Raw genomic sequence first — 25,340 nt, 5'->3', positions numbered from 1 at the left:
GTCAGACCTCTCAGTGCCAAGTGCCTTGTTTGTAGTCGCTGTTCCACACCTCGGTGATCCGACCGTCCACCACCCGGAAGACCTCGATGCTGCTGACCGTCGTATCGGTGCCGTTGGTGAACCGCATGGGTGACTCGTAAACTACGGCGACGTACTCACCATCGTCGACGACGACCTTGAGGTTGAAGCTCATCTCCTCAAACATCGCCAGTGAGTCCACGATGCGCTTGACCGCCTCCCCGTGGGTTTGCACCACCGCCTCGCCCACCTCGTGGCGTATCACGGTGTTGCCCATCAGCTCGTCTGCCAGTGCGAAATCTCGCTGCCCCCAGACGACGTGGTTGTAGAGCTCGACGACCTCGCGCGCGGACCGACTTGCGCGCGTCACGCCAACACCTCGTATGCGGCGTTGTCGTCGATCGCGGCCACCGCGCGGTCGACGAGGGCCAGGCACAGGGCCTGCGATCGTGGAGGCATGGCGTCCCAGCCAGTTAACAAGATCGTGGGGATCACGATCCAATACGCGGTTGCGGCGCGATACTGTCGCCACGCGTCCTCAAAGGAGTAGCCATCGCCGCCGAACGTCCTGAAGCGGTCGAGGTATTCGCGCACCAGCGCTTCGTCACCCGGATCGCGGCGCACCTCCGTCGGCAGGCTCTGACTGACCAGGTAGGCGACGTCGACGGCACCGGCGCCGTGGGCCATGAACTGCAGGTCGATGACTTTCAGCCGCGCTCCGGCGAAGAACATGTTGTCGGCCCGGATGTCACCGTGCAGCAGCACCGGCTGTTCGGCCATGATGGTGAGCGCGGTCAGCGCATGCGCGGCGAAGTCCTCCGCGTACCGGGTCACCGCACCAGGCACCACCGTCTCAGAGCGCTCGCGGTAGACCTGCCAGCCCGACGAGAACATGGGAACGAACAACTCACGCGCGACCGGCCCATCGATACTCGGGAACAGCGCTGGGACATCCGCGTTTGTCGGTTGCCACGACCACGCGTGCAGGGACGCCAATTCCGCCAGACATAACCGGGCCTGTTCGATCGTCAGGCCGAGGAGATGGTCGCCGTTGTCCCAGCCCGCCAGGTCTTCGAGTATCAGCACGAATCGTCGCCTGTGGCCGCGATCTCGGCGGCGTAGACGTGCGGAGTGGTCATCGGCACGCTGTCGGCGAGTCGCTGATAGAACAACAATTCCCGCTCGTAGCCACCGAGCACACTGATCGCCGCTCGCACTTCCGGTTTCGCCGGGAGCTTGGCGATCACGGCGGCGGGGATGTCGACGCTGCCGGCCAGATGCAAACGGTAGATCCGAGAAGCGAACCCGGTGTCTTCCGCGATCTGTTCGGCCCGCACGTCCGTCACCGTCGCTGCGTCGCCAAGCTGGGACCGGAATACGCGGGTGAGCCACTGTGGGGTGATGTCCCCGACCGTGGTCGGGACCCCACGCAGCACTGATTCCGCCATGGCCCTCCTCTGCTGCTGGCTGGCCAGCCATACCTGCGAAGGTACCTTATCGCGCAGCGCAAACACCTATTCTCGACGTCATGACGGCATCGCATAGCCCACGGGCCGTTCAGGCGGCCGGCACCGACAGCCCGTCGTGGGCCGTCGGCATCGGCTGGGCCGTGTTCGTCGCCGCGTGTAGCAGACGCGATCGGCGTCGAGCGCGAGAAGGTCGGCGACGTCGTAGGTCGCCATGACTCCCATTGGCTCGATGCCGACCAGCGCACCGGCGTCCTTCCCCACCATCGCCGGGTCATACACACGCAGGCCGACGGGTTCGAAGTCAGGACCCTCGACGATCGTCCGTGGGGCATGACACCCAACGTTTCCGTTCGCCCACTGGATGGTTCGGTACACCGGGACGCCTTCGTCAGAACCGAAGCGCGAGTTGCGCATCCACGTCAGGAATCTCGTCGAAGATGCTGCCCGGGGTTGCCAGGGGCTGCACCGGATCCGTACAGACTTCGCGACGGCGCATACCCAGCGCAGTTCGGCGACGCAATATCTCGATCGTCTCGAGGATGTCCCCCGCCGACGAATCGGTATCGGAGACGATGCCGGCCATTTCGGCGACGGGCGGCGAATCTCGGACCTGAGCGTCAGACTTCACGAGCGCGGTGAATTTCTTCAATACGCGCACGTACCCAACCTTGGCACCGGCGGCCATCAACTGCGCGGATCCATCTGTTGGCCCTGTTGACACGAAGGTACTCCCAGCTCTCAACGGGTGGATGACTCGGTTCAGACGGCGGGTGCGATCGACCGTGGAAAGTTCAGCATTCGCCGGGCGTTGTCCTCGACGATGAGCTGGCACTCTTCGTCGGGCACATTGGCCAGCACCTCGGCCGCCCGCTTTCGCGAGTTCGGCCAGTTGGAGTCCGAATGCGGATAGTCGATCTCCAGAGTGATGCGGTCGACGCCGATCTTGTAGCGGTTCTCGACGCCGTGCTCGTCGTCGATGAAGCAGCCCCAGAAATGATCCCGCCACAGGTCCGACGGCCGGGTGTCGAAATCGATCGGCTGGTAGTACCGGTGCCGTTCCCATACGAAGTCGGTGCGCTCCAAGATATAAGGCACCCAACCGATCCCGCCCTCCGACAGCGCGATCTGCAGCTTCGGAAACCGCTGAAGCTTGCCTGACAGCAGCAGGTCAACGGTCGTCCACGCCAGATTCGAATTGAACAGCGTGAAAGCGACCGCGAATGGCGAATCCATCGCCAACGGCGGTATATCACTGTCCGGGTCGGTGACCAACTGGCGGGGATCGGGATTGAACGACGAGAACGAAAATCCTGGGACGAAGCCGCCCGACCCAAAGTGCAGCGATACCGGCATCCCCGTATCCGAGCACACCGACCACAGCGGGTCCCAGTACGTCGAATGGAATGAAGGCAGTCCCAGCGGGACCGGGCTGTCGGGGAAGCTGATCGATCGGGCGCCCTTGGCAGCGGCCCGTTCCGCCTCCGCCACCGCCTCGTTGATGTTCCAGAACGGTATCAACGCCATGGGAATGAACCGGCCCGGAGCCGTGGCGCACCATTCGTCGATGTAGAAGTCGTTCCACGCCTTGATGCACAGCACCGACAGCTCTTTGTCCTGGCCGCGAAAGAACATCCCACCCGCGAATCCGGGGAACGACGGGAAACACATCGCCGACTCGACCCCGTCGAGGTCCATATCGGGGGATGCGGGCCTTCGGGTCGTAGCAGCCCGGCAGCATATCCTCGTATCGGACGGGATCGAGGCCCCACTCCGCCGGCGGCTTGCCCGCTACAGCATTCAGCCCGATGTTGGGATAGACCTGGTCCTCATACTGCCACATGTGCTTACCATCATGCTCGATGATCTTCGGCCCGGCCTCCTTGAACTTGTCCGGCAGCCGGTCCTGCCACACTCGGGGATGCTCGACCAGGTGATCGTCGACCGAAACGATCTGCATATCGTCTTGCAATGGCATCGCGCGCTCCTAGGCTGAGAGTCGGGGAAAGGGTTGATGCTCGGCACCTTTTTGACAGACTAGACAGTTGGCGTTGCCAAGACGCCGGATTGGGAGAACTATCATTTCCGATAACGAGAAGGCCATCATCCCCCGCAAGGCCCTCCGAGACCTCGGCGAGAACGACCACGATCTCCTGACCTTCGACGAGGCTGGCGGCCGACTGCAGTGCGAAATCGACCGCGCTGCCACATTGGTGGCCGATCTGCAGAAGACCGATGACGCAACGGGTATCCAACGTGCGAAGGACCGGCTCGCAGCACTCAAGGAGGCCGCCTGCCGGATTAGTGAACATCGGATCGCCGGAGCGAATTCCGGTGGATTCTTCGGATATCCCGCCGAGGTGGGGACAGAACGCGCTGAATGATCAGCCAGGTGCCGGCCGGCGACCGCGAACCAGCTTGCCCGGCCGGGCCGCGGTGGGCACGCCAAGTTCCGCAATGACCTCGCCACTGACCACCGTCACCACGTATCCGTTGGCGGCCTGGTCGAGCCGTCGTCCACCCGACGGGAGATCTTTGACGACCACCGGCCGGCGCAATTGCAGCGCGTCTTGATCGATGACGTTGAGATCTGCCTTGAAACCCACCGCGATCCGGCCGCGGTCGGCCAGCCCGACGACACCGGCCGGTACCGAAGTCAGCTCGCGAACGGCCTCGGCAACGGTCAGCCTGCCTGCCGGCCGATCACGAACCCAGTGGGTCATCACATAGGTGGGAAAGCTGGCGTCGCAAATCATTCCGTAGTGTGCGCCGCCATCGCCGAGTCCGAGAACGACGTCCGGACGCCGGATCAGCTCAGCGACGGTATCCAGGGATCCGTCGCGGAAGTTGGCCATCGTGACCAGCAGCATGGCACGTCCGTCGTCATCGAGCAGCCTGTCGTACGCCTCATGCAGCGGGCTCACGCCACGGGCGCGTGCCCGCTCGGCAATGCTGTCGCCTGGTTCGGGTTCGTAGATCGGCGGATCGCCCATCGGGAACATCCAGTCGAACGCCTGGGCGGCCATCATCAGCGGATGCCCCTCACACGTCGGCGCATCATGGAGGATGTGCTCGCGCACCTCAGGTTTACGCATCTCGGCAACGCGCTCGGCCAACGGTAGGGCAGCAATCGCCTGGTAACTCGGATAGAGGATGAACGGGTTACCCGACAACTCCAGGCCGAGGACCAGACCGATCGGGCGCGGGAAGATCTGCGCACTGACCTGGCCACCGGCTGCGTTGGCTTTCTGCACGATCTCAAGGGCGTCGATGAATTGCGGATCGCCGCCATTGGCAATGACGAGCGAAAATGTCACCGGCAGGCCGACGTCGGTGGCCACGTCGAAAACCGTCTTCAACACCGGCTCGTAGGCGCCGGCGACCAGGTCGGGTACGAACTGCAGCAAACCACCGCCCGCGGCCTTGATGCCACGGGCGATCGCCTCGTACTCCGCAGATGCCGCACCATAGCTCGGTATTGGGAAGCCACTTTCGCTGCGGTGCACCATCATCTGTGATGATGCGAAGCCGAGCGCACCGGCGTGCACCGCTTCGGCCGCGAGCTTGCCCATGAGCTGCAGATCCTCTAGGGTGGCGGGTTCGCGGTCGACGCCTCGCTGACCCATCACATAGACGCGCAACGGCGAGTGTGGCAAGAGGGCCGCCACATCGATATCACGGGCGCGACCCTCGAGTGCATCGAGGAATTCGGGAAAAGTCTCCCACGTCCACGGCAATCCATCGGCCATCACCGCCCCAGGGACATCTTCCACACCAGCCATCAAATCGACTAGCGTCTCGTGATCCTGCGCGCGACAGGGCGCGAAACCCACACCGCAATTGCCCATCACCACGGTCGTCACACCATGCGCCGAGGAGGGCGTGAGCCGGTCAGACCAGATCGCCTGTCCGTCATAGTGAGTGTGGAGGTCAATGAATCCCGGAGTCACAAGCAGTCCGGTGGCGTCGATTTCGCGCAGAGCATCACCGTCGACCTGCTCTACGCCGACGATGGTCCCACCCGAGATCGCTACATCACCGACGAACGGTTCACCGCCACTGCCGTCGACGATCGTGCCGTTACGGATTATCAAGTCACACAGCATGACCTAAACATACGACGTCAGCGCTCAGATGAGAATAGGCATTCTCTACAAACGGGTTCCAGCCGACCCGTGCCACGAGTAGATCGTTGAATCGGTTCCCCGCCCCTGGTGTGCCGCGTACCTATAATCGTCCCTCTATTCGGAGGGCGGAATGAACCCACGGGGGTGAACGTCGCTCCTTGAATGCACACAATCTTTCGGTGGCCTCCGAATCTTGGAAGCTGGCCTGCATGCCTGGCCCCTGTCTGGCGAACCGGAGGTAGAGCGTTCCCAACCAGTCACCGCCCGGCGGAGTGGCGGTCATTGCAGTCTCCCTCTCACCCACGCGATGAGCGCGGTTTAGGAGAAGCGTCGGCGCAGTTCCGCTTTAAGCACCTTGCCGGTCAGGTTTCGAGGCAAGGTATCGACCAACTCCACACGTTCGGGCCACTTGTATTTGCTCAATCCCTGTGCGTCGCAGTGCGTGGTCAGGTCGGCGACGGTGACCGTCGAGCCCGCTGTGGGTACGACGATCGCGCACACGCGCTCGCCAGTCCGCCCGTCTGGAACTCCGATGACTGCAACGTCGTCGACGTGGGCATGCGTGGCCACAGCTTCTTCCACCTCCAATGCCGAAATGTTCTCAGCGTTGCGAATGATGGCGTCTTTGAGCCTTCCCGTCACCCTCACATTTCCGTTGGCATCCACGCACCCCTGATCCCCGGTTCGAAACCAACCGTCGGCATCGAACGCGTCGACGGCGAGGGCGGTGTCGACATATCCGAGGAAGCACTGCGGTCCTTTGAGTCTCAACTCGCCCACAGTACCGGGCTCAGCCTCGAGCTCTCCGGGACCGACGACTCTGACCTGGACACCGGCCACCGGCCGTCCCACCGTCTGGTCGAGCACCTGTGAACCCGCTGTCACAGAAGGCGTTGTGGCGACGGGAAATTCGGTCAGCCCCCAGGCGTTGGCGATGCCTGGCACGCCGAGTCTGTCCCGGACCCGCTGCGCCAGCTCGGCAGTGATCGGCGCGCCGCCTCCGGTACAGCCGCGAAGGTCGGGAAACAACGGCTGTGCGCCGTGACCGTCTTGAGCCGCCACATACGCAGCGAAGAACGGGGTTGCCGAACCTAGGAGTGTCGGACGATGAGCCGCCATCGCCAACGGAGTCGTCGCAGGATCAAAGCCATCGAAGAGCACCAGCCGCAGTCCGGTTATCAATGCCGCGGCCAACGTCGCCGCGCCCCCGATGTGAGAGACGGGAAAGGCAATCGGATAGACGTCGTCACTGGCTGTCCCCACCAGATTGAGGATCCCCGAGGTACCCGCAATGATTGTGGCGTCGCTGTGCTGAATCCCCTTAGGCGCCGAGGTAGTACCCGACGAGTAGTAGATCCACCGCACCACCTCAGAAGACGTGAGGACGGCCCCTAGCTGCTCGGGTCCGCTCGCGGGCAGACGCAAACTCGGGTTGGCCGGCGGCCCGTCGAAGTCGAGTACCACTGCGCGTGTTCCGTGCGATTGCGACATCTGTTGCGCGAGGGCGGCGTGGTCGTACCCCCGCCAGGCACGCGGAACGATATACACCTGCGCGCCGATCTGTGATTGCGCGTGCGTGACTTCGTTCTTCCGCCAGATCGGCAGGATCGGGTTTTGTACTGCGCCCAACCGTGCGAGCGCAACCATCACGACCATGGTCTCCAAGGTGGTCGGCAGCTGCCACGAGACGACGGTGCCCGCGGTGATCCCCCACCCGGCGAGCGCCGCCGCGGTCCGCAGGCCGGCGTCGCGTAGGTCGCGGGTGGTGAGTTCGCGACCGTAGTCGTCAGACAGGACAACATGACTGGGCCGGGACCGGGCAGCCTCATCCACCAGGTTCCAGTAGGTATTACCGGCCCGGTCGGCGGATTCCACTGTCATGAACGCCATCGTCTCCTATTGGAAGCAGTAGACATCGCCAACCGCCATGGACCACCATTTGTATGCGGGTATACTGACATACAGTTGAGTGGCGAACAGGAAGGTCTGATGTGAACAAAGACGACATGATTCTGGTCAGCGTTGACGACCACCTCGTCGAACCGCCGGATATGTTCCGCAATCACCTGCCCAAGAAGTACCTGGACGAGGCACCGCGGTTGGTTCACAATTCCGATGGCAGCGACAGCTGGCAGTTCCGCGACGTGTCGATTCCGAACGTGGCGCTGAACGCGGTCGCAGGGCGCCCCAAGGAGGAATTCGGTCTGGAGCCGCAAGGGCTCGACGAGATCCGGCCGGGGTGCTACCAAGTCGACGAGCGCATCAAGGACATGAACGCCGGCGGTATCTTCGGGTCGATTTGCTTTCCGTCGTTCCCCGGCTTCGCCGGGCGCCTGTTCGCCACCGAGGATCCTGAGTTTTCTCTAGCACTGGTGCAGGCTTACAACGACTGGCATGTCGAGGAATGGTGCGGAGCCTATCCTGCGCGTTTCATCCCGATGTGTCTGCCGGTCATCTGGGATGCCGAGGCCTGCGCCAAGGAGATCCGGCGCAACGCCGCCCGAGGCGTGCACGCGTTGACGTTCACCGAAAACCCGGCGGCGATGGGCTACCCGTCGTTCCACGACGACTACTGGCGACCGATGTGGGAGGCGTTGGTCGACACCGACACCGTAATGAACGTGCACATCGGCTCGTCGGGCAAGCTGGCCATTACCGCTGCCGATGCGCCGCTGGATGTGATGATCACGCTGCAGCCGATGAACATCGTCCAGGCTGCCGCAGATCTGTTGTGGTCGAAGCCCGTCAAGGAGTACAAGGATCTCAAGATCGGACTCAGTGAGGGCGGCACCGGCTGGATTCCCTACTTCCTCGATCGCGCCGACCGCACCTACGATCTTCACTCGACATGGACGGGCCAGGACTTCGGGAAACAGAAGCCCTCTGAGGTGTTCCGCGATCACTTCCTGACGTGCTTCATCTCCGACCCGATCGGCTTGGAACTGCGGAATCACATTGGAATCGACAACATCTGCTGGGAAGCGGACTATCCGCACAGCGACTCGATGTGGCCCAACGCCCCAGAAGAGCTTGATGAAGGGCTCAAGACCCTCAACGTCCCAGACGACGACATTAACAAAATGACCTACGAGAACGCATTGCGCTGGTACCACTGGGACCCGTTCACCCATGTCCCCAAGGAGCAAGCCACCGTCGGTGCGTTGCGTAAAGCGGCCGAAGGCCACGATGTCTCCGTCAAAGCCCTGTCCACCCGGGAGAAGACTGGCGCCGGCGCCGACGTCCTGCAAGCAGCGACACAGCAGCTGCGCTGACAGCGTAGTCGGCCGCGGGACCACGGCCGACTACTCGAGCGGCAACCGGTATTCTCACTTCCAAGAATGGATAGTGTGTAGTTCGCCCGCGCAGTCGGGAAGGTGAGGAGAGGATTGACGACATGGCGGGCAAAACGATCGTCATCACGGGTGCCAGCGACGGCGTCGGAGCGGCCGCGGCACGCCGGCTGACCGCCGATGGCGAGAACGTCGTCATTGTGGGCCGCTCACCGCAGAAAACCAAGGCGGTGGCCGCGGAGACCGGAGCCGACTTTTTCGTCGCCGACTTTTCCGAGCTCGACCAGGTACGCCGACTCGCCGACGACCTCAAGGAGCGCTACCAGCGCATCGATGTCCTGGCCAACAACGCCGGCGGAATGGTGAGTTCAGACAGCCCGACGGTCGACGGCCACGAGAACGTCCTGCAAGTCAACTATCTCGCACCATTCCTGCTGACGAACCTGCTGCTGGATCGTCTGATCGAGTCACGCGCCACGGTCGTCAGCACTTCGAGCGCATATCAGCCGCTGATCCGAAACGTTTGTGTCGACGACCTCCTCCACGACGGACGGACCAGCGGTATGAAAGGCTATGCGCTGTCCAAGATCGCAGTCAACATGTTCATCTTGGAGTTGGATCAACGCTATAGGTCTGATGGCATCACCTGCGCGGCGTTCCATCCAGGCTGGGTGGTGTCCAACTTCGCGCCGGGATCCAGTTCCCGTGGGATCGCGCTCTTCCAGGCCACCGGCATCGGTCGACTCATTGGTACGACACCCGAGCAGGGATGCGACCAACTCGTCTGGCTGGCCACGACCGCGGCCGACCACGGCTGGACGTCCGGCGAGTACTACGTCAAACGGAAGGTCGCGAAGAACCACAAGATCACCCGCGACCGCGAAGCCGCGCGCGAATTGTGGGATCGCACCGCGGCGTTGTTGGCCCTCTGAGGTTCGGACGACGATGACTGGTACCACGAGGCCGAGACTTCGTGTGGTGCACGCTGGCACCGGGCTCACCGGACGGGAGGCGTTGGGGGCGATCATCGACGATCCCGCACTCGAGCTCGTCGGCGTCGCTGTCACGACACCGCAGAAGGTCGGCGTCGACGCCGGTAGCCTCTGCGGCCGCGACGACGTCGGCGTCACGGCAACCGACGACGTGGACGCGGTCATCGCATTGCGACCGGACTGCGTGTGTTATTGCGCCACTGCGGTCCGTCGGGAGGAGCACGCGGTCGAGGACATCGCCCGTTACCTGCGATCCGGCATCGACGTCGTGACGATCTCGACAATACCGCTGATCTACCCACCTGCGGCCCCACAGGAGTGGCTCGACACCATCGGGTCCGCGGCTGACCAAGGTGGGGCGACCTTTTACGCGACGGGCGGCGAACCAGGCTTCATCAGCCTGAACGTCCCCACCGCTCTGCTTGCCGGCGCTGGGCGGGTCGATGCGTACCGAATGGACCTCTACGCCATCCAGCTCGATGCGCAATACCCCATCTGGGACGTCTTGCACGAGTCGATGGGTTTCGGTAAAGCCGATGGTTATGTGCCGGCGCGCATCGCCTATGGCAAGGTCGAAGCCGACTGGTCAACCGTTGTCCGCTACGTCGCCGACATCCTCGGACTCACCCTGGATGGCCTCGAAGTCGACTGGGAGACGGTACTGACTCCGACTGACCTCGACACCGCTATCGGGGTGGTGCCGGCGGGCACGATCTGTGCGCACCGCTGGCGGCTCGCGGGGACAATAGACAAGCAGCCCATCGTCGCAGTGCAGTACTTCGCCGCGGTGTCGAGCGCGCCATGGCCGTCCCACTGGCCCGACCCGGGCCGGCTGACGGGCGGGATGTCGTTCCACATCTCGGGCCGCCCTGGGTTTCGGGTCGACTTCGAATTCGACAAGGCCGAAATCGGCGATACCGTGAATCCGGGCGTCACAGCCACGGCCATGGCCGTCGTCAACGCTATCCCCGCCGTCGTTGCCGCCGCGCCCGGCATCATCGAGCTTCCGTTGTCAGGACCGTCGATCGTGACTCGGCGCGCCACCCCCCGTCCAGCCCCAGCGACCACCCGAAAACAGGAGTTACATCATGGTTGAAGCCGCGGCCCGCGACGTCTACTACGACCCGTACGATTTCGATATCGACTCAGATCCCTATCCGTACTGGAAGCGCCTGCGCGACGAGGCACCGCTCTACCACAACGAAAAGTTCGGCTTCTACGCCCTCAGCCGCTACGACGACGTGCAGCGTGAACTCCACAACTGGGAAACCTTCCGGTCGGGCAAGGGCACGATCTTGGATTTCCTGGTCAACAACATCGAGGTGCCTCCCGGCATCCTGCTCTTCGAAGATCCGCCGATCCACGACCTGCACCGAAAGATGCTGTCGCGGGTGTTCACTCCCCGACGGATGAACGCCATCGAACCGTTGGCGCGCCGTTTCTGCGTTGAGGCACTCGAGCCACTCGTCGGTGAGTCCGGATTCGACTTGATGACCGTGCTGGCCAAGCAGATGCCGATGCGTGTCATCGGTGCGCTGCTCGGCATCCCGGAAAGCAGTCAGGTGACCATCCGGGACGGCGCCGACGACTTCCTCGCCATCTCCGAAGAGGGCTTCGGCGAGTTCAAAGACGACCCATTCGCCAACATGTTCCAGCTGTTCGCCGACTACATCGACTGGCGCGCAGACAACCCGTCCGACGATCTCATGACCGATCTGCTGCACACCGACGTCGAGGAGACCGACGGCACCATCCGCCGGCTGACCCGCGACGAGGCGCTCGCCTACAGCGTGATGATTGCCGGAGCCGGCAACGAAACCACCACACGCCTGATCGGCTTCGCCGGGCAACTACTCGCCGACCACGACGACCAGCGCCGCGAACTTGCGGCCACCCCGACTCTCATCGGCGGTGCCGTCGAGGAGGTGCTTCGTTTCGAAGCCCCGTCGCCGGTTCAGGCGCGCTACGTCGCCCGCGATGCCGAGTTCTACGGACAGCGGGTGCCAGAAGGTTCTGCGATGCTGCTAATCAACGGATCGGCGAATCGGGACGAACGCCATTACGAAGACCCTGATCGCTTCGACATCCACCGCAAGGGAAGCCATTTGAGCTTCGGCGTTGGTCTGCACTTCTGCTTGGGATCCTCGTTGGCGCGGATGGAGGCACGCGTGGCGCTCGAGGAAGTGCTCAAACGGTGGCCTGACTGGAGCGTCGATTACGACGCCGCCGAAAAGGCACACACTCAGAGCGTGCGGGGCTGGGCGAAGCTGCCGTTGGTCTTGGGCTGACGCGGCAGGCATCACGTACGTGCGATACCTCGATCGAGTCGCTGTCGTCACCGGCGCAGGTTCGGGCATCGGGCGTGCCCTCACGATCGCCCTCGCGCGTGACGGCGCACGCGTCGCGGCAGCCGACATCGACCCGTCAGCACTGGCCGACACCCAGGCTGGCTGCGGCTCGGACCGGGTGAGCGCCTACCCGGTCGATGTCACCGACCGGGAGGCCGTCCTGTCGTTCGCAGACGACGTGCGCCGTGACCTCGGGTGCGCCTCGCTGGTGTTCAACAACGCCGGGGTAGACCTCTACGCCAGTGCAATCGACATGTCTTTTGCCGACTTCGACTGGTTAATGGCGATCAATGTCGGCGGCGTGGTCAACGGCACCAAGGCATTTCTGCCGCAGCTCATCGAGGCCGGATCGGCGCGGCGGCCCGCACGCCTGGTCAACATCTCCAGCGCGTTCGGGCTCATCGCGTTCGCCTATCAAAGTGCCTACAGCGCTTCAAAATTCGCTGTGCGCGGCTTCACCGAAGCCGTTCGTCAGGAAATGATCGTCGACCACCATCCGGTGACCGTGCACAGCGTGCATCCCGGTGTCGTGCGCAGCAACTTCGGTGTGAACATGCGCACGGCCGACACCGAGGACCGCGATAAGGCGGTGAAGCAGTATGAGCGCGCGGCGCGGACGTCGCCTGAGAAGACGGCGAGGCTGGTCCTGCGCGGGGTTGACAGAAACCGGGCGAGAATCGTCATCGGACCCGACGGCTGGGTGGCCGCCGCCCTGCCGCGGCTGATCGGTGTGCACTACACCGGATTGATGGCGTGGGCCACCCGGCTGACCAACAAACAGTAGGGCGGCTTACGAAGTGGGGCCACGCCGCGCGGGTGACGTAGAGAGTGCCGAAGTAGTGCACATCCATCAGGGTGCGGAACTGCTGAGGATCCGTGTCCGCGAACAAGCCGCCGAGACCGATTCCAGCATTGTTCACCACCGCGTCGATCCGGCCGTAGGTGTCCACGGCCGCCGCAACGATCGCGGCGGCCGAGTCCTCGTCAGCGACCGAACAGTAGCGAGCGATCGCCTCCCCACCGTTCGCGCTGATCTCCCCCACCACCTCATGTGCAGGATCGGAGGACGGCGCGCTCCCGTCGACCTGGACGCCGAGGTCGGCGACGACGACGCGGGCTCCGCGGGCGGCGAACGACAGCGCGTGACTGCGGCCGACTCCTCGGCCGGCGCCGGTGACGACAACCACCTCGTCGTCGAACCGGAGCTCGTTCACTTGACCGGTCGGGGGCGTAGCAGCTGTGCCTGCTGGATCTTGGCGATCGCGCCGCGCTGGTCGAACAGCGTGCCCGCCGAGACCCCGACACCATCGGGACCATAATTCGTTTCGGCCCGTACACCGATCCAGTCGCCGTCAGGAACCCGGTGGATGTGCACCGCCAGATCGGTGTTCATGAACATCCAGTCGAGCATCTCGATACGGGTTCCCAGCCCATTCGCCATATCGGCCACGGTGAACAACCGTTCCAGCGGCGTCATCACCTCTCCTGCAACGAGGTTTACGATCGGCTTCGCCCACGATTCCGCGGGAATATCGTGCAGCTCGGTGAGCATGCGCCACTCCAGGCTGGTGATGTAGCTCTGTGCGGTGGTCCCGTCGATCTCGAACCGGGCGGCCTGGCCGACTGGGCGCAGGGGCGGGTCCGCCGCGAACGTCAGCGCCCCGGTATCAAACCGGGCGAACCGCCAGGCGGTGGCTTTGGCGACGGTGCGCAGCGCATGGCTCGGGGCTGGAGCGAGCATTTCGGCACTCACCAGTTCGATCCTCGAACCGGTTCGCTCCAATTGCGCGACAACCCACAGCTCGTCGGAAATCGGCACAGGACCGAGAAGGTCGACTGACACTCGGGTCAGGCGAGCATCCTCGCGGGGACTGCATCGCTCTATGGCGCGTACGAGTAAGGCCGATACGGGCGCTGCGTTCTGTATGGTTGGATCCCACGCACCGCGGACATACTCGGTCGCGCTGAATCGCTCACCGAGGAAGTTATTCTGGTCGATCCGCTCGTAGTAGGCGTCCACCATCTGCGCTACAGCGTCAACAGGAGCTGCGGCTGATAACGCGCCTTCACTCCCGTCCAGGTCGGCGTGAACCCGTCGGCGACACGCATATTCGGGAACCGGTCCATCAACAGGTTCATCCCGACATCGATCTCGCTGCGGGCGAGCATCGCGCCGAGGCAGAAGTGCCGCCCGCCGCCGAATGCAAAATGCTCCCCGGTGTTGTTGAACACCTTCTCGTGATCCAAATCGGACCGTTGAGGATCGAATACGTCGGGATGTTCGAACCGGGATTCGTCTCTGTTCGCACTGCCAATCATCAACACCACCAGCGACCCCGAGGGGATGTGCTGGCCGTGTAGCTCGATGTCCTCGGTCACCTGCCGGCTATTCATCTGGGAGGGCGGGATGTACCGCAGCGTCTCGCTGATCGCCGCGGTCACCTTGGAACGATCCTCGCGTATCTCCTCGAACAACTCGCGCTTCTCGAGCACCAACGCGATCATGCTCGCCAGCGCCTTGCCCGTTGTCTCCGAACCCGCATTGAGCAGCTGGGTGATATGGGTTTTGACCTCGATGTCGTCGAACATCTCGCCGTCGACTTCCGCGGTCACCAGCGTCGAGATGAGGTCGGACGCGGGATTTGCGCGTCGCTCGGCGATGATCGGCGTCAGGTAATCCCACAGTTCGGCGGTCGCGGCCCGCCCGATCCGGTCGATCTCAGGATCAGAGCCGAACGCGCCGACGAAATTGGTGTGGGCGGTGTACCAACCTTTGAACCGTGGATAATCCGCCTGCGGCAGCCCGAGCATCTCGGTAATGACATACACCGGAAGGTAATTGCAGAATTCCTCGACGATGTCGACCGTTTGGCCTGGCTCGAACCGGCTGGCCAGATGCGCGGCCGCGTCCGCAGTGGCATCACCGAGGATGGCTACGGCGTTGCGCATGATGACGCCCTGCCAAGCCTCCAGACCCTTACCGCGGAAGTAAGGAGTCACCAGCGCGCGCTTGCGCGCATGCTCTTTTCCATCCATCTGTAGCAGCGAGCGCCCGAAGACCGGCTCGATGATCCGCTCGTAGCTGCGTGAGCTGAAGATCGGATCCCGGTACCCCTTCGCCACATCGGCGTGCCGACTGATCAGGTAGCCGTTCAAATCATGGTCGTAATGCACGGGCGCCTCGGCGCGAAGTCTTCGATAGAAGGCGTACGGGTCGGCAGCGACTTCCGCAGAGAAGAACGTCGGGATATCGGACAAAATCGTCTCGCTCACGAGCCGCTCCCCACCGAGAGCCGGCGATGGGGACCTGCCGCGATCTTGGGTTCGAGCACCGCCCGCAGCTGTTCGAGATCATAGAACTCATCGACGGTGATCTCACGCAGATCGGTGGCCGGCGAGTGATAGATGTGTTCGCCGATCAGCCGCGCCTCGTCGTTGTAGATGAAGTACATCGATGTCCAATGGTCCTCAATGAAGTAGCCGTCGAGGTCACGATCGTCGATATCGTGTCCCTTCGTCCGCGCCGCACGCCCCCGCAGATGCTGGTGCACGAACTGTTCCTGGGAGAATCCCCAATCGTTGACGGCGAGGTGCTCCTGCTCTTTGGTCTGCACCGTCTGACCGTGCTCCACAAGCGGTGCGTAGAACTCGTTGCGCACCTCGTCCATGCCGTCGTAGACACGGTATCCCGTCTGTGGAGTGCAGATTCGGTACACGGGGCGCTCGATCGTCATCTCGGGGGCGAGGAGCTCCTCGAAACGGCCGCAGTACTCCAGCATCGCGTGCATGCGGTAGTTCTCCATGATCGCGATGTGCAGCGGGTTGTCGAGCTGATCGATCAACCGTTCGGCCGCGGAGAAGATATTCGCTAGCTCTTCAGACACTGTCACCCTTCCGCCATGGCACCATCGTGTGCCGCTCTTCTGATTCGAGGTTTAGAGTTGCTACTCTGGGCTACCAGCTGGACATTCGCATACAAGCATGCACCAGGCCACCCGGCCTGACCCGTCTGGGCTGGCAGCCCGAGAAGGCTGATCGTGCGGCCACCTGTCGGAGGCCGAGAGAGAGGACTCCTTCGGTGCAACCCACTCCGTTCGCGACCACTTCGGCCGCTCAGCAACGCTCGTCGTCGGCCGTCGGCGACGTCTTTGTCGCGGTTCGTGACGGGATCCTCTCCGGGGCCTTCACGCCGGGACAGACGATCACCGAAAGCGAGATCGCGACCCAGCTCGGGGTCAGCCGCACACCCGTGCGGGAAGCCCTTCGCGAGCTCGAGATACAAGGTCTGCTGACCCGCCATCACCGGCGAATCCTGGTCGCGAGCCTGTCGGCGGCCGAGGCCGAAGACGTCCACGAGATTCGGGTCGCGCTGGAAATACTGGCGGTACGCCAAGTGATTGCCCGCCAGCCCGTCGACACGATTGTGCCGCAGCTCGAGCGAACGATCTCCGAAATGCGGTACGAGACCAAGAACGGCGACACGGCGATGGCGCTCGCCTCGGCGCGCGCATTTCATCAGGCGATCTTCGACGCGACCCACAACAAGATGCTGGCGCGATTCCTCGACCAAGTCTATAACCGCGTCGACCAGTACCGGTTCTACAGCTCCAGCCAACGCAGCTCCGCGCGGCTGCGTCGCACCATCGAAGAACACGTTGCGATCATCGGCGCGATTCGCGACGGCGACGTCGACCGGGCTGAGAAGCAGATGCGGGCCCACCTCTGCGCCAGTCATGATTTCGACGCCGGCACAGATGGTAAAGCTGCCGGCAAATCCAGCTGAGGGCGTCGTAGCGCCCAACGACGCCGTCACGATCCCGCGCGCATTCGGTCACGAAAATCGGGATGACACACGGCACTAAGCGCGCGTGCGCGCTCTTCCAAGGTGCACCCCGTCAGTCGCGCGGTTCCATATTCGGTTACAACAAAATCAACCAGGACCGCGGGTAGCGTTACAACACTTCCAGTTTCGAGCGTCGGCACTATGCGCGAGTACTTCCCGCCCCCCGCCGTAGACGGCAGCGCCACGATGCATCTTCCACCAGAAGACACCGATGCCCCAATGGCGAAGTCGAGCGAACCACCGGTGCCCGCGACCTGCCTACCGCGCAGGTACTCTGAATTGACCTGACCGCGCATATCCACCGCAATAGCGGAGTTGAGCGCGTGAAAGTTACTGAGGGCACCGATAATCCGGGCATCATGAGTGTAGGCCGCCAGTCGCATGCTGACCGCGGGTGACGTTGCCGCGAAGTGGTAGAGGTCCTGCGATCCATGGAGCTGGTTGGCCACCAGTAGTCCCCCATCGATTTCCTTGCGTGTCCCGGTGAGCACCCCCTTTTCGTACAACCGCCGCATCCCGTCGGTCAACAGTCCCGAGTGCATACCGAGTTCACGATGTCCGCTGAGGGCGTCCAGCGCCGCGTCCGGAATCGCCCCGATGCCGACCTCGATGCACGCCCCGTCCGGCACCAATTCGGCCACATAAGCACCGATGCGCTCAGACACCTCGTCCACGACTGTCGGTGTCGGGACAGTCAACGGCTCATTGACTTCAACGAACCAGTCGATCTCTGAAACATGCAGCCTCGCTTCGGACCAGACCCGAGGCATGGCGGCGTTGGCCTGGGCGATGACGATGGGGGCGTGGTATGCGGCCATGGCCGCGAAGTCGGTGCTGGTGCCGAAGGAACAGTACCCGTCATCATCGGGCATGGACATGTTCACCACCGCGACATCGGGCGCGATATCGCCATCTTCAAGCAGACGGCAGATGGTGTGGATCGATCCCGGCAGGAAGCTCGCAGTACCGTCGGCCACCGCGGTGCTGGCCGCGCCGCCGGGTGAATACGTCAGCAACCGGAATCCGCCCGTTACCTCCGGGTCGGCGAGCAGCCCACGGGTGCCTCGCACTGATTGGAAACCCCGACACGTACCCAGTACGCCGTCGGTGATCATGGCATCGATCAGGACTGTCGGCTCACCTTCGTAGGAAGTGAACACCAGCAGACTTCCCGCGGGGACCTTGGCTGCCGCGGTGCGCGCATCCACCACACGGCTACGGTACAGCTCGCGCCAGTCAGCTCTGGCCCAACTCTGATCCATCGAGCGTGCCACGGCGGAGGATCAGACCTCCACCGGCAAAGCGCCGAGTTCCGTTGCCCCAGAGGCGACTAGGTTGTCGATGTCCTTTTCGGTGTAGTCAAGCAGCTCGTGCAATACCTCGATGGTGTGCTCGCCGAGCATCGGCGAGGGACGCAGCGGTTCCCGGTCCCGTCCGACGAACTTGATCGGACGTCCGGTCATTTTCACGGTTCCAGCGATCGGGTGCTCGACCTGCTCGATCATCCCCCGGGCTTCGGTATGCGGAGCCACCACCACCTCGCTGACCTTCTGCACCGACGCGTTGGGGATATCCGCCTCATCGAGTGCCGCGGACCATTCGGCACGGGTCCTGGTGGTGAGGACTTCTTCGAGGATCTGGGTGAGTTCCGCTTTGTTGGCGACGCGCAGATCGTTGGTGGCGAACCGCTCATCGCGCGACAATTCCGGGCGCCCGATGACGTCGCACAGCCGCCGCCAGAACTGCGTCTGGAATGCGGCGATGATGATGTCTCCATCCTTGGCCTGGTAAGCGCCATAGGGCACGATGCTGGGATTGCCGGATCCGACCGGACCCGGGTCTTCTCCCGTCAGGAAATAGTCGGTCAGGTAGTAGTGCATCAAGCCGAGCATCGAGTCGTACATCGCGATATCGATGGCGGCGCCGCGGCCGGTCACCGAGCGCTCACGAACCGCCGCCAGGATGGCGATGATGGCGTAGAGGCCGCCGGCCAGATCTCCCATGGCGACACCGAGCCGTGAGGGCGGCTGGTCCGGATGACCAGTGACGGACATGGCGCCGGTCATAGCCTGCGCGATCACGTCGAAGGCAGGGCGATCGCGGAGCGGACCATACGCACCGAAACCGGAGATCGACGCGACCACGATGCCGGGATTCACTTCGCGCAGTGCGTCGTAATCCAGGCCCAGCCTTGCCATGACGCCGGGACGGAAGTTCTCGATGACGACATCGCATTTGGCCGCCAATTCTCGCGCCACCCGAACACCTTCGGGATTCTTCAGATCGAGAACGACACTTTTCTTGTTACGGTTGGCTGTAATGAAGTGGGTGCTCTCCCCGTTGGCCTTCGGCCCGCTGTAACGCGAGTCATCGCCCTTACCGGGGCGCTCGATCTTGATGATCTCAGCGCCTAGGTCGCCGAGCATCATCGTCGCGAACGGACCCGCGAGCACGCGGGTGAAATCGAGAATCCGGATTCCGGACAGCGGTCCGGCGAGTTCGCCGGCGCCGTTGGTGCTGGGCCCTGAAGAAGTGGCGGTCATCGTGTCTTCTCTCCGTCGGTCTTTCGCGGTAGTTCGATCTCAACCTCGCCGGCAGCGGTAACGATGCCCCGTTGGTCGGTCGCGGAAATGTCAGCCCTCACCACTGATCTGCCGTCTACCTCAACTTTGTCGGTGATGCGTCCGGTTAATGTGGTCAGATCGCCTTGCAGGTTGAACCTGCGCAGCGTCACGTTCAACTTGCGCAGGGTGCCGTGATCGCCTGCCCAGTAGGTCGCGAGCGTGCACAGCCACCCGATCCGCTCGGGACCGTAGTCGTAGGCCGCGGGCACGCCAACGCTGCGGGCGTACTCGTTATCCCAGTGGCCGCGCGACGGCCCTTCAGGAATTCCTTGATGATTGGGGCGGCCGGCCTTTGGGTGCTTAGCCAGGTAGTCATACCAATAGCTGTGCGTCTTGAGGAACTGCCCGCCGTAGACACGCATGAAGCACACCGAGTTGGTTGCGGTCCACGGACCGCGGATGAGTTCGCCGAGACTATCGCCGACCGCGACTTCTTCCCAGTATCGCGGCGCGCTCCCCCGGATCTTCGACGGCTCCTCTGCATAGAGTTGCGCGATCCGTTCGATGTCCTCGCTGGTGTATTCGGCCGGCGACAGGTCCTTGTGCTTGGACCCCATACTGCCCATACCGCGTTCTGTGCGAATACCCCACGGCATAGACCTCGCAACGAGCTCACCATTCTGGTTGGTGAACAGCACCTCTGAGGTCTGCTTGACCGAGCGCCCGGCGAACTCGCCGTGTCGGATCGCGACGTCCAGCAACTTGACCGACACATCGATGCGGTCGTTACGCCGGATCGGCATATACCACTCATGCTCGGCGCCCCCGAAAAATGAGTGCACCCCCGGCAGCCCGCTGCGATCCCCGATCGCCTGCAACGAGAAGCCGTAGATCATGCTCGGTGGCGCGATGATGCCGCCTGCCGGCGTCTGCAACGCATAGTCGTCGTCGGTCCACCGCGGGTCACGGTCACCGATCGCTCGGGCCCATTGCCTGATTGCGTCCTTGGACGCCTCTTCGAGGGTTGGTTCCTCACGGGTGAGCCGCGGCTTGCCGATCTTCGCGCGGAGTTGTTCCAGTGCCTCATCGGTGATTGTCGCCACGCGGTTCCTCACCCCTCGCCGGAAAAGGTTCGTTCTCGACAGTCGGGGCCCTAACGCCAGCCAGGGAACCCCGCTAGTACTCTTGTATACGTGTAGACATAATGCACGCGGGCGGGCCCACGAGTCAACTTTGAAGCATCCGCGCCGTTATCCTGCAGACCGCGCAGGAGCGCTGCTCACGTCGACCACCACCGAGCGGAGATGAGGACACCATGGCATCTGACACGTCATCGGACGCAGCCAAATTCGCGCCACAGCCGACTCCCGAGACTGAGCCGTTCTGGGCCGGCTGTGCGCAGGGGGAATTGCGGCTGCAGCGCTGCTCACACTGCGACGAGTTCTACTTTCCCCCACGGCCGTTCTGCCCGTCGTGCTGGTCGGCTGACGTCACCTGGCAGGCCGTGAGCGGCCGCGGCACGCTGCACTCCTACGTCATCAACCACCGCCCGGCACCGGGATTCGCCGCCGATGCTCCCTACGCGATTGCGCTGGTGCAACTCGATGAGGGCCCACGGATGATGTCCAACATTCTTGGCGTCGAGAACATCCCCGAAAACCTGGTGCTTGATATGGCACTGGAGGTCACCTTCGAACAGCGCGGTGACATCACCGTTCCCCAGTTTCAACCGGCAGGAGCGCAACGATGAGTATCCGTGGAGTCGCCGCGATCGTCGGCGCCAGTGAGACCACCCGACTGGGCAAGATCCCGGATATGTCGGTCCTCGGATTGCACCTCGATGCCGCTCGTAATGCGGTGGCGGACTGCGGAATCGATCCCAAAGAGATCGACGGAGTCGCGACTACCGGTAGCGTCAACATCACGCCGGTCAGCCCCGTGGTGATCTCCTACTACCTGGGATTGACCCCAAAGTGGATCGACAGTACGTCAGTCGGTGGTGGCGCATTCATGATGCTGGTTCGCCACGCCGCTGCGGCGATCGCGGCCGGCATGTGCAATGTCGTGCTCATCACTCACGGAGAGTCGGGGCGCTCCGGGGTTGGGGTCCCGGGCATGCCGGTGGACCGCACCTCGCCCTGGGCGCAGTTCGAACGACCGTACGGGCCATTCGGGGCGCCGAGTCTGTTCCCGATCGGCGTGCTTCGCTACATGAAGGACTTCGGCCTTACCCACGAACAGCTCGCCATGGTGCCAGTGGTCCAGCGAAAATGGGCGGCGCTGAACCCGCGGGCGATGGCGCGCGAACCGATCTCCATCGACGATGTGCTCGATTCTCCGATGGTCGCCTACCCCATGCACCGGATGGAATGCTGTCTGGTGGCCGACGGTGGCGGCGCGGTCATCATGACCACAGCCGAACGGGCACGCGACATGAACCTGCCCCATCCCCCCGTCTACCTGCTAGGTGCAGGTGAGTCAGCAGAGACCCCGATGATCTCGCAGATGATAGACATGACGACGTCGCGGGCGTTCCGGGTGTCGGGTGCAGCCGCCTTCGCCGAGGCCGGTATCACCCACGCCGATGTCGACCACTTGATGATCTACGACGCGTTCGCCCACAATCCGATCTACGGCCTAGAGGACCTCGGCTTCGTAGGCCGCGGCGAGGCGGGCGAGTTCATCGCCGCCGGCAACACTGCACCGGGCGGATCACTCCCGATGAACACCAACGGTGGCGGCCTGTGCTACGCGCACACCGGCATGTACGGCATGTTCGCAATCCAAGAGTCGGTCCGTCAGCTGCGCGGCACCGCGCCGGCACAGGTCGAAGGGGTGCGCATCAGCATCGCCCACGGCGTCGCAGCCTACTTTGCCGCGTCAGGCACTCTCGTGCTCGGCAACGAGATCCCGTGAGCCGCGTTACGACAACACTGCCGACTTGCTCTTGAGGATGAGAGTTTTCGACTCCGTGAACGGCAGAATCCCCTCAGTACCACCTTCGCGTCCGATGCCCGACTGCTTGAAGCCTCCGAAAGCGATCCCGAAGTCGGTGCGAAAGGCGTTATGCCCCACCGTCCCTGCCCGCAGTCGTTTCGCAACGTCGATAGCACGTTCCACATCGTCGGTGAACACCGAGGCGTTCAATCCGAAGATGCTGTCGTTGGCAAGCTCGACCGCGTGGTCCTCGTCGACCGCGGGTATTACGCTGACCACAGGGCCGAAGATCTCCTCCTGCGCGATCACCGACGAATTGTCAACGTTGCCAAAAACCGTCGGTTCGATGTAATAGCCCCGCGGCAGATGATCGGGCCGCTTGCCGCCTGCCGCCAAGATGGCGTCGGACTCGATGCCCTTGGCGATGTAGTACTCGACCCGATCGCGCTGGCGCGCCGACACCAGCGGCCCGATCTGGGAATCCGGCTCGAACGGGTCGCCGACACGCACCCCGCGGAATTCCGCGGCCAGCGCCTCCAGCATCTCGTCGTGACGCTTGACTGGCACGATGACACGGGTTAGCGACGAACACGACTGGCCCGTCAGCAGGCACTCCTGGCGCATCAAATGTGTTGCAGTCTTTGCGATATCGACGTCGTTGAGGATCACCGCCGCCGACTTGCCCCCGAGCTCCAGCGTGCAGCGCGCGACACGCTCGCCACAGATCGACCCGATGGTGCGCCCAGCAGCGGTCGATCCCGTGAAAGTGATCTTATCGACGCGCGGGTCGCGCACCAGCAGCTCGGACACCTCGCGGTCAGCCGTGATCACATTCACCACACCCGGCGGTAACCCGGCCGCCTCGACGGCCTCGGCGAAGATATACGCCTCTGCCGGCGCCTCGGGGGATGCCTTCAACACCACCGTGCATCCGGCGATCAATGCCGGAGCGACCTTGTAGCCGATCAGCCGCATCGGCGAGTTCCACGGGATGATGGCGCCCACCACACCCACCGGTTCCCGGATCAGGAATCCGGCCCCACCGAAGGTCGGTGTCATCGGCTTCACCCACCCGAAGGTGTCCGCCTGATCGGCGTAGTAGGTGAAGATGTCAAAGCCGTCCTGGCCTGCGGCACGAGCCACCGATTGCAGCGCACCGGTCTCCCGCGGCCATATTTGGCCGATGTCCTCGCCGCGCGTCAACAGGTATTCGGCGATGGCGCGCAGGTACACGGCGCGTTCGGCGTGCTTCATGCGTGGCCACGGGCCATGGTCGAAGGCAGCCCGGGCGGCACCGACCGCACGACTCATATCGTCGGCCTGAGCTTCGGCGACCTCGAGGAAGATTTCCTCGGTGGTCGAATCGCTCACCCGGATCTTGTTGCGGGTGGAGGGCTCGGCCCACTCGCCTCCGAGGAAGAGGCAGTCGGTGTTCTTCAGCAGCGCGGCAGGTCCGCTGGCGATCGCCACCGTACCTACGCCACGAATTCCGGCTCGCCGACGCTGGGGAACAGATCGAGGAAGTTGCCCTGGGTGATCTGGTAGCGAGCCTCCTCGGGCACTCCGTCGAAGAGCTCGTGGAGCACCTTCTGCGTGTGGCCGAACGTGCCCTCGAGGTGCGGGTAGTCGCTACCCCACATGACGTTCTTGTATCCCATCGCGAGGTAGGCCTGCACAGCGGACTTGTCGTGCTGGAACGAGGCATACACCTGTTCGTAGATGATCTCACTCGGCAGCCGAGACAGCTTGGGCCGCACGTACACGCCGTGCTGCCGGTACGCCTCGTCCATGCGGTCGGCGATGAACGGCACCCAGGTGGCACCACCCTCGGAGACGAGTACCTTCAGGTTGGGATGGCGGTCGAGCGCGCCAGAGGCGACGAGCATGGTGGTCGCGCGCTGGCCACCGAATACCGTCTCGACCCAGTTGATAATCGCGCCGCCTGGACCATGGTAGACCGAACCCGGAGATCCACCGTCCGGCGCCTTTGCATCCGAGCCGATGTGGATGCCAAGCACCATCCCGATCTCTTCGCAGACGGCCCACAGCGGTTCCCACACGTCGTAGTTCCAGTCGCCGATGCCGTCCTCGTCGAGCCCGGACGGCAGACTGATCGCCTTGAACCCCATGTCGGCGACGCGCTTGACCTCGGCGACGGCGTCCTCTACAGACCTGGTCGACACTTCGGCCGCGGGAATCGAACGCTTGGTCTTGTCGACGAACGTCTCCTTGAGCCAGTCGTTCATGACGCGGACGCCTTCGCGGTACAGCACCGGATCCTTGATCAAGCCGTTCCACAGACCGATCGACGGATAGACGATCTCGCCCCAGATACCCTCGTGGTCTAGGTCTTTCAGACGCAGCTCAAGATCCCACGCGCCCGGCGGGCGATCGAAGCCGCCCATCTCGGTGAAGGTCATCCCTTCCTGCCGGTGTGCCGAGCCCTCGACCCACGCACCCGCGGCAATCAGGTCTTCTTTGGTCATCTCGGGGTTGCGCCCGATCTTGCGCTCGAAGGACTGCCCGTCGACGTGCAGGACCTCGGTCCGCTCGTCGATCTTCTCGCTCCGAGGCATGCGCGCGGCCATGTCGGCCGTCATGCGCTCGCTCCACAAGGTGTCCGGTTCCAGCACGTGTGCGTCGCCCGAGTGCACCCACATCTTCTCATCTGCCACCATGTCGGTCGTCATCTTCGTTCCTCTCCCTGAAATCTGAAGTATCTGTCTCTCAATTACTTTCGCCCCTGAGCCGAGCT

The 25,340-nt window shown here is 63.3% G+C and carries 24 protein-coding genes and 1 pseudogene; 9 read left to right on the top strand and 16 right to left on the bottom strand.

Annotation, left to right across the window (positions count from 1 at the left end):
* Positions 1-10: 10 nt before the first annotated feature.
* The 5 genes and pseudogenes from H7I57_RS01550 to H7I57_RS01530 all read right to left on the bottom strand — a co-directional run bounded on the left by H7I57_RS01550 (position 11) and on the right by H7I57_RS01530 (position 3,462).
* Positions 11-388 carry a nuclear transport factor 2 family protein gene (locus H7I57_RS01550; RefSeq protein WP_264021491.1) on the bottom strand — a complete coding sequence of 126 codons (378 nt, stop codon included), beginning with the start codon at positions 386-388 and terminating at the stop codon, positions 11-13.
* Positions 385-1,104, bottom strand: coding sequence for a phosphotransferase (locus tag H7I57_RS01545; protein ID WP_264021490.1), 720 nt, complete (start codon positions 1,102-1,104; stop codon positions 385-387). Before H7I57_RS01545 ends, H7I57_RS01550 begins: the two co-directional genes overlap by 4 nt.
* Entirely contained in the window at positions 1,098-1,466 is a 369-nt protein-coding gene (locus H7I57_RS01540; RefSeq protein WP_264021489.1) for a hypothetical protein, read from the bottom strand. The genes H7I57_RS01545 and H7I57_RS01540 overlap by 7 nt, the downstream gene beginning before the upstream one ends.
* 409 nt (positions 1,467-1,875) lie before the next feature.
* Positions 1,876-2,172: a hypothetical protein gene (locus H7I57_RS01535; RefSeq protein ID WP_264021488.1), complete on the bottom strand. Its 297-nt coding sequence runs from the start codon at positions 2,170-2,172 to the stop codon at positions 1,876-1,878.
* A gap of 74 nt (positions 2,173-2,246) precedes the next feature.
* Positions 2,247-3,462, bottom strand: a pseudogene (locus H7I57_RS01530) (amidohydrolase family protein).
* Positions 3,463-3,529: 67 nt separating this feature from the next.
* Between H7I57_RS01530 and H7I57_RS01525 the strand changes: the two are divergent.
* Positions 3,530-3,868, top strand: coding sequence for an acyl-CoA synthetase (locus tag H7I57_RS01525; protein WP_264021487.1), 339 nt, complete (start codon positions 3,530-3,532; stop codon positions 3,866-3,868).
* Here H7I57_RS01525 and H7I57_RS01520 read toward each other — a convergent pair whose 3' ends face one another.
* Together H7I57_RS01520 and H7I57_RS01510 are read right to left on the bottom strand one after the other, a co-directional pair.
* Entirely contained in the window at positions 3,869-5,590 is a 1,722-nt protein-coding gene (locus H7I57_RS01520; protein ID WP_264021486.1) for an N-acyl-D-amino-acid deacylase family protein, read from the bottom strand.
* Between the two features lie 339 nt (positions 5,591-5,929).
* Entirely contained in the window at positions 5,930-7,486 is a 1,557-nt protein-coding gene (locus H7I57_RS01510; protein WP_264021485.1) for a class I adenylate-forming enzyme family protein, read from the bottom strand.
* A 116-nt stretch (positions 7,487-7,602) separates the two neighbouring features.
* Here H7I57_RS01510 and H7I57_RS01505 point away from each other — a divergent pair, with 116 nt between their 5' ends.
* From H7I57_RS01505 to H7I57_RS01485, 5 genes are all read left to right on the top strand, one after another.
* Positions 7,603-8,883: an amidohydrolase family protein gene (locus H7I57_RS01505; RefSeq protein WP_264021484.1), complete on the top strand. Its 1,281-nt coding sequence runs from the start codon at positions 7,603-7,605 to the stop codon at positions 8,881-8,883.
* Positions 8,884-9,005: 122 nt separating this feature from the next.
* Positions 9,006-9,833, top strand: a complete 828-nt coding sequence (locus H7I57_RS01500) for an SDR family NAD(P)-dependent oxidoreductase (RefSeq protein WP_264021483.1) — start codon at positions 9,006-9,008, stop codon at positions 9,831-9,833.
* 46 nt (positions 9,834-9,879) lie between these two features.
* Positions 9,880-10,989, top strand: a complete 1,110-nt coding sequence (locus H7I57_RS01495; RefSeq protein WP_264021482.1) for a dihydrodipicolinate reductase — start codon at positions 9,880-9,882, stop codon at positions 10,987-10,989.
* Positions 10,982-12,181, top strand: a complete 1,200-nt coding sequence (locus H7I57_RS01490; protein ID WP_264021481.1) for a cytochrome P450 — start codon at positions 10,982-10,984, stop codon at positions 12,179-12,181. The genes H7I57_RS01495 and H7I57_RS01490 overlap by 8 nt, the downstream gene beginning before the upstream one ends.
* Before the next feature lie 19 nt (positions 12,182-12,200).
* Positions 12,201-13,025 carry an SDR family NAD(P)-dependent oxidoreductase gene (locus H7I57_RS01485; RefSeq protein WP_264021480.1) on the top strand — a complete coding sequence of 275 codons (825 nt, stop codon included), beginning with the start codon at positions 12,201-12,203 and terminating at the stop codon, positions 13,023-13,025.
* On the opposite strand, the gene H7I57_RS33690 is transcribed toward H7I57_RS01485, so the two are convergent.
* The 4 genes from H7I57_RS33690 to H7I57_RS01470 are packed head-to-tail and all read right to left on the bottom strand — an operon-like array spanning position 12,922 to position 16,125.
* On the bottom strand, positions 12,922-13,428 hold the full coding sequence (locus H7I57_RS33690) for an SDR family NAD(P)-dependent oxidoreductase (protein WP_372510087.1): 507 nt from the start codon (positions 13,426-13,428) through the stop codon (positions 12,922-12,924). The genes H7I57_RS01485 and H7I57_RS33690 overlap by 104 nt on opposite strands.
* Positions 13,429-13,451: 23 nt before the next feature.
* Positions 13,452-14,264 carry a thioesterase family protein gene (locus H7I57_RS01480; RefSeq protein ID WP_264021479.1) on the bottom strand — a complete coding sequence of 271 codons (813 nt, stop codon included), beginning with the start codon at positions 14,262-14,264 and terminating at the stop codon, positions 13,452-13,454.
* A 5-nt stretch (positions 14,265-14,269) separates the two neighbouring features.
* Entirely contained in the window at positions 14,270-15,514 is a 1,245-nt protein-coding gene (locus H7I57_RS33395; RefSeq protein WP_264021478.1) for a cytochrome P450, read from the bottom strand.
* Complete coding sequence (locus H7I57_RS01470; protein ID WP_264021477.1) at positions 15,511-16,125, bottom strand: hypothetical protein; 615 nt, start codon at positions 16,123-16,125, stop codon at positions 15,511-15,513. The genes H7I57_RS33395 and H7I57_RS01470 overlap by 4 nt, the downstream gene beginning before the upstream one ends.
* Positions 16,126-16,319: 194 nt before the next feature.
* On the opposite strand from H7I57_RS01470, the gene H7I57_RS01465 reads away from it, so the two are divergent.
* Positions 16,320-17,024, top strand: coding sequence for a GntR family transcriptional regulator (locus H7I57_RS01465; protein ID WP_264021475.1), 705 nt, complete (start codon positions 16,320-16,322; stop codon positions 17,022-17,024).
* A 26-nt stretch (positions 17,025-17,050) separates the two neighbouring features.
* Here the strand turns inward: H7I57_RS01465 and H7I57_RS01460 are convergent, their stop codons facing one another.
* From H7I57_RS01460 to H7I57_RS01450, 3 genes are all read right to left on the bottom strand, one after another.
* Positions 17,051-18,295, bottom strand: a complete 1,245-nt coding sequence (locus H7I57_RS01460) for an acetyl-CoA hydrolase/transferase family protein (protein WP_264021474.1) — start codon at positions 18,293-18,295, stop codon at positions 17,051-17,053.
* A gap of 72 nt (positions 18,296-18,367) precedes the next feature.
* Positions 18,368-19,627 (bottom strand): CaiB/BaiF CoA transferase family protein, encoded by a 1,260-nt coding sequence (locus H7I57_RS01455; RefSeq protein WP_264021473.1) that lies wholly within the window; start codon positions 19,625-19,627, stop codon positions 18,368-18,370.
* Positions 19,624-20,751, bottom strand: a complete 1,128-nt coding sequence (locus H7I57_RS01450; RefSeq protein WP_264021472.1) for an FAS1-like dehydratase domain-containing protein — start codon at positions 20,749-20,751, stop codon at positions 19,624-19,626. Before H7I57_RS01450 ends, H7I57_RS01455 begins: the two co-directional genes overlap by 4 nt.
* Before the next feature lie 212 nt (positions 20,752-20,963).
* Between H7I57_RS01450 and H7I57_RS01445 the strand changes: the two genes are divergently transcribed.
* Together H7I57_RS01445 and H7I57_RS01440 are read left to right on the top strand one after the other, a co-directional pair.
* A complete protein-coding gene (locus H7I57_RS01445) occupies positions 20,964-21,398 on the top strand; it encodes a Zn-ribbon domain-containing OB-fold protein (protein WP_264021471.1) in 435 nt (144 codons plus the stop codon).
* Positions 21,395-22,564 (top strand): thiolase C-terminal domain-containing protein, encoded by a 1,170-nt coding sequence (locus H7I57_RS01440; protein ID WP_264021470.1) that lies wholly within the window; start codon positions 21,395-21,397, stop codon positions 22,562-22,564. The genes H7I57_RS01445 and H7I57_RS01440 overlap by 4 nt, the downstream gene beginning before the upstream one ends.
* A gap of 6 nt (positions 22,565-22,570) precedes the next feature.
* On the opposite strand, the gene H7I57_RS01435 is transcribed toward H7I57_RS01440, so the two are convergent.
* On the bottom strand, positions 22,571-24,055 hold the full coding sequence (locus tag H7I57_RS01435; RefSeq protein WP_264021469.1) for an aldehyde dehydrogenase: 1,485 nt from the start codon (positions 24,053-24,055) through the stop codon (positions 22,571-22,573).
* A 5-nt stretch (positions 24,056-24,060) separates the two neighbouring features.
* The gene (locus H7I57_RS01430; protein WP_264021468.1) at positions 24,061-25,275 is read right to left on the bottom strand and encodes an amidohydrolase family protein; all 1,215 of its coding nucleotides are present in this window, start codon (positions 25,273-25,275) and stop codon (positions 24,061-24,063) included.
* Positions 25,276-25,340: the final 65 nt, after the last annotated feature.

Origin of the sequence: Mycolicibacterium pyrenivorans, assembly GCF_025821625.1 — a bacterium.
Taxonomy (GTDB): Bacteria; Actinomycetota; Actinomycetes; order Mycobacteriales; family Mycobacteriaceae; genus Mycobacterium; species Mycobacterium pyrenivorans.
Note: the sequence above shows the minus strand (reverse complement) of the source record. Positions and strands in the feature narration are given on the sequence as shown.

Bases quoted from the DNA above. Each gene is read 5' to 3' on its own strand.
- H7I57_RS01540 (WP_264021489.1), bottom strand. From the start codon at position 1,466: ATGGCGGAATCAGTGCTGCGTGGGGTCCCGACCACGGTCGGGGACATC.
- H7I57_RS01535 (WP_264021488.1), bottom strand. From the start codon at position 2,172: ATGGCCGCCGGTGCCAAGGTTGGGTACGTGCGCGTATTGAAGAAATTC.
- H7I57_RS01520 (WP_264021486.1), bottom strand. From the start codon at position 5,590: ATGCTGTGTGACTTGATAATCCGTAACGGCACGATCGTCGACGGCAGT.
- H7I57_RS01500 (WP_264021483.1), top strand. From the start codon at position 9,006: ATGGCGGGCAAAACGATCGTCATCACGGGTGCCAGCGACGGCGTCGGA.
- H7I57_RS01490 (WP_264021481.1), top strand. From the start codon at position 10,982: ATGGTTGAAGCCGCGGCCCGCGACGTCTACTACGACCCGTACGATTTC.
- H7I57_RS01480 (WP_264021479.1), bottom strand. From the start codon at position 14,264: ATGGTGGACGCCTACTACGAGCGGATCGACCAGAATAACTTCCTCGGT.
- H7I57_RS01455 (WP_264021473.1), bottom strand. From the start codon at position 19,627: ATGACCGCCACTTCTTCAGGGCCCAGCACCAACGGCGCCGGCGAACTC.
- H7I57_RS01445 (WP_264021471.1), top strand. From the start codon at position 20,964: ATGGCATCTGACACGTCATCGGACGCAGCCAAATTCGCGCCACAGCCG.
- H7I57_RS01440 (WP_264021470.1), top strand. From the start codon at position 21,395: ATGAGTATCCGTGGAGTCGCCGCGATCGTCGGCGCCAGTGAGACCACC.
- H7I57_RS01430 (WP_264021468.1), bottom strand. From the start codon at position 25,275: ATGACGACCGACATGGTGGCAGATGAGAAGATGTGGGTGCACTCGGGC.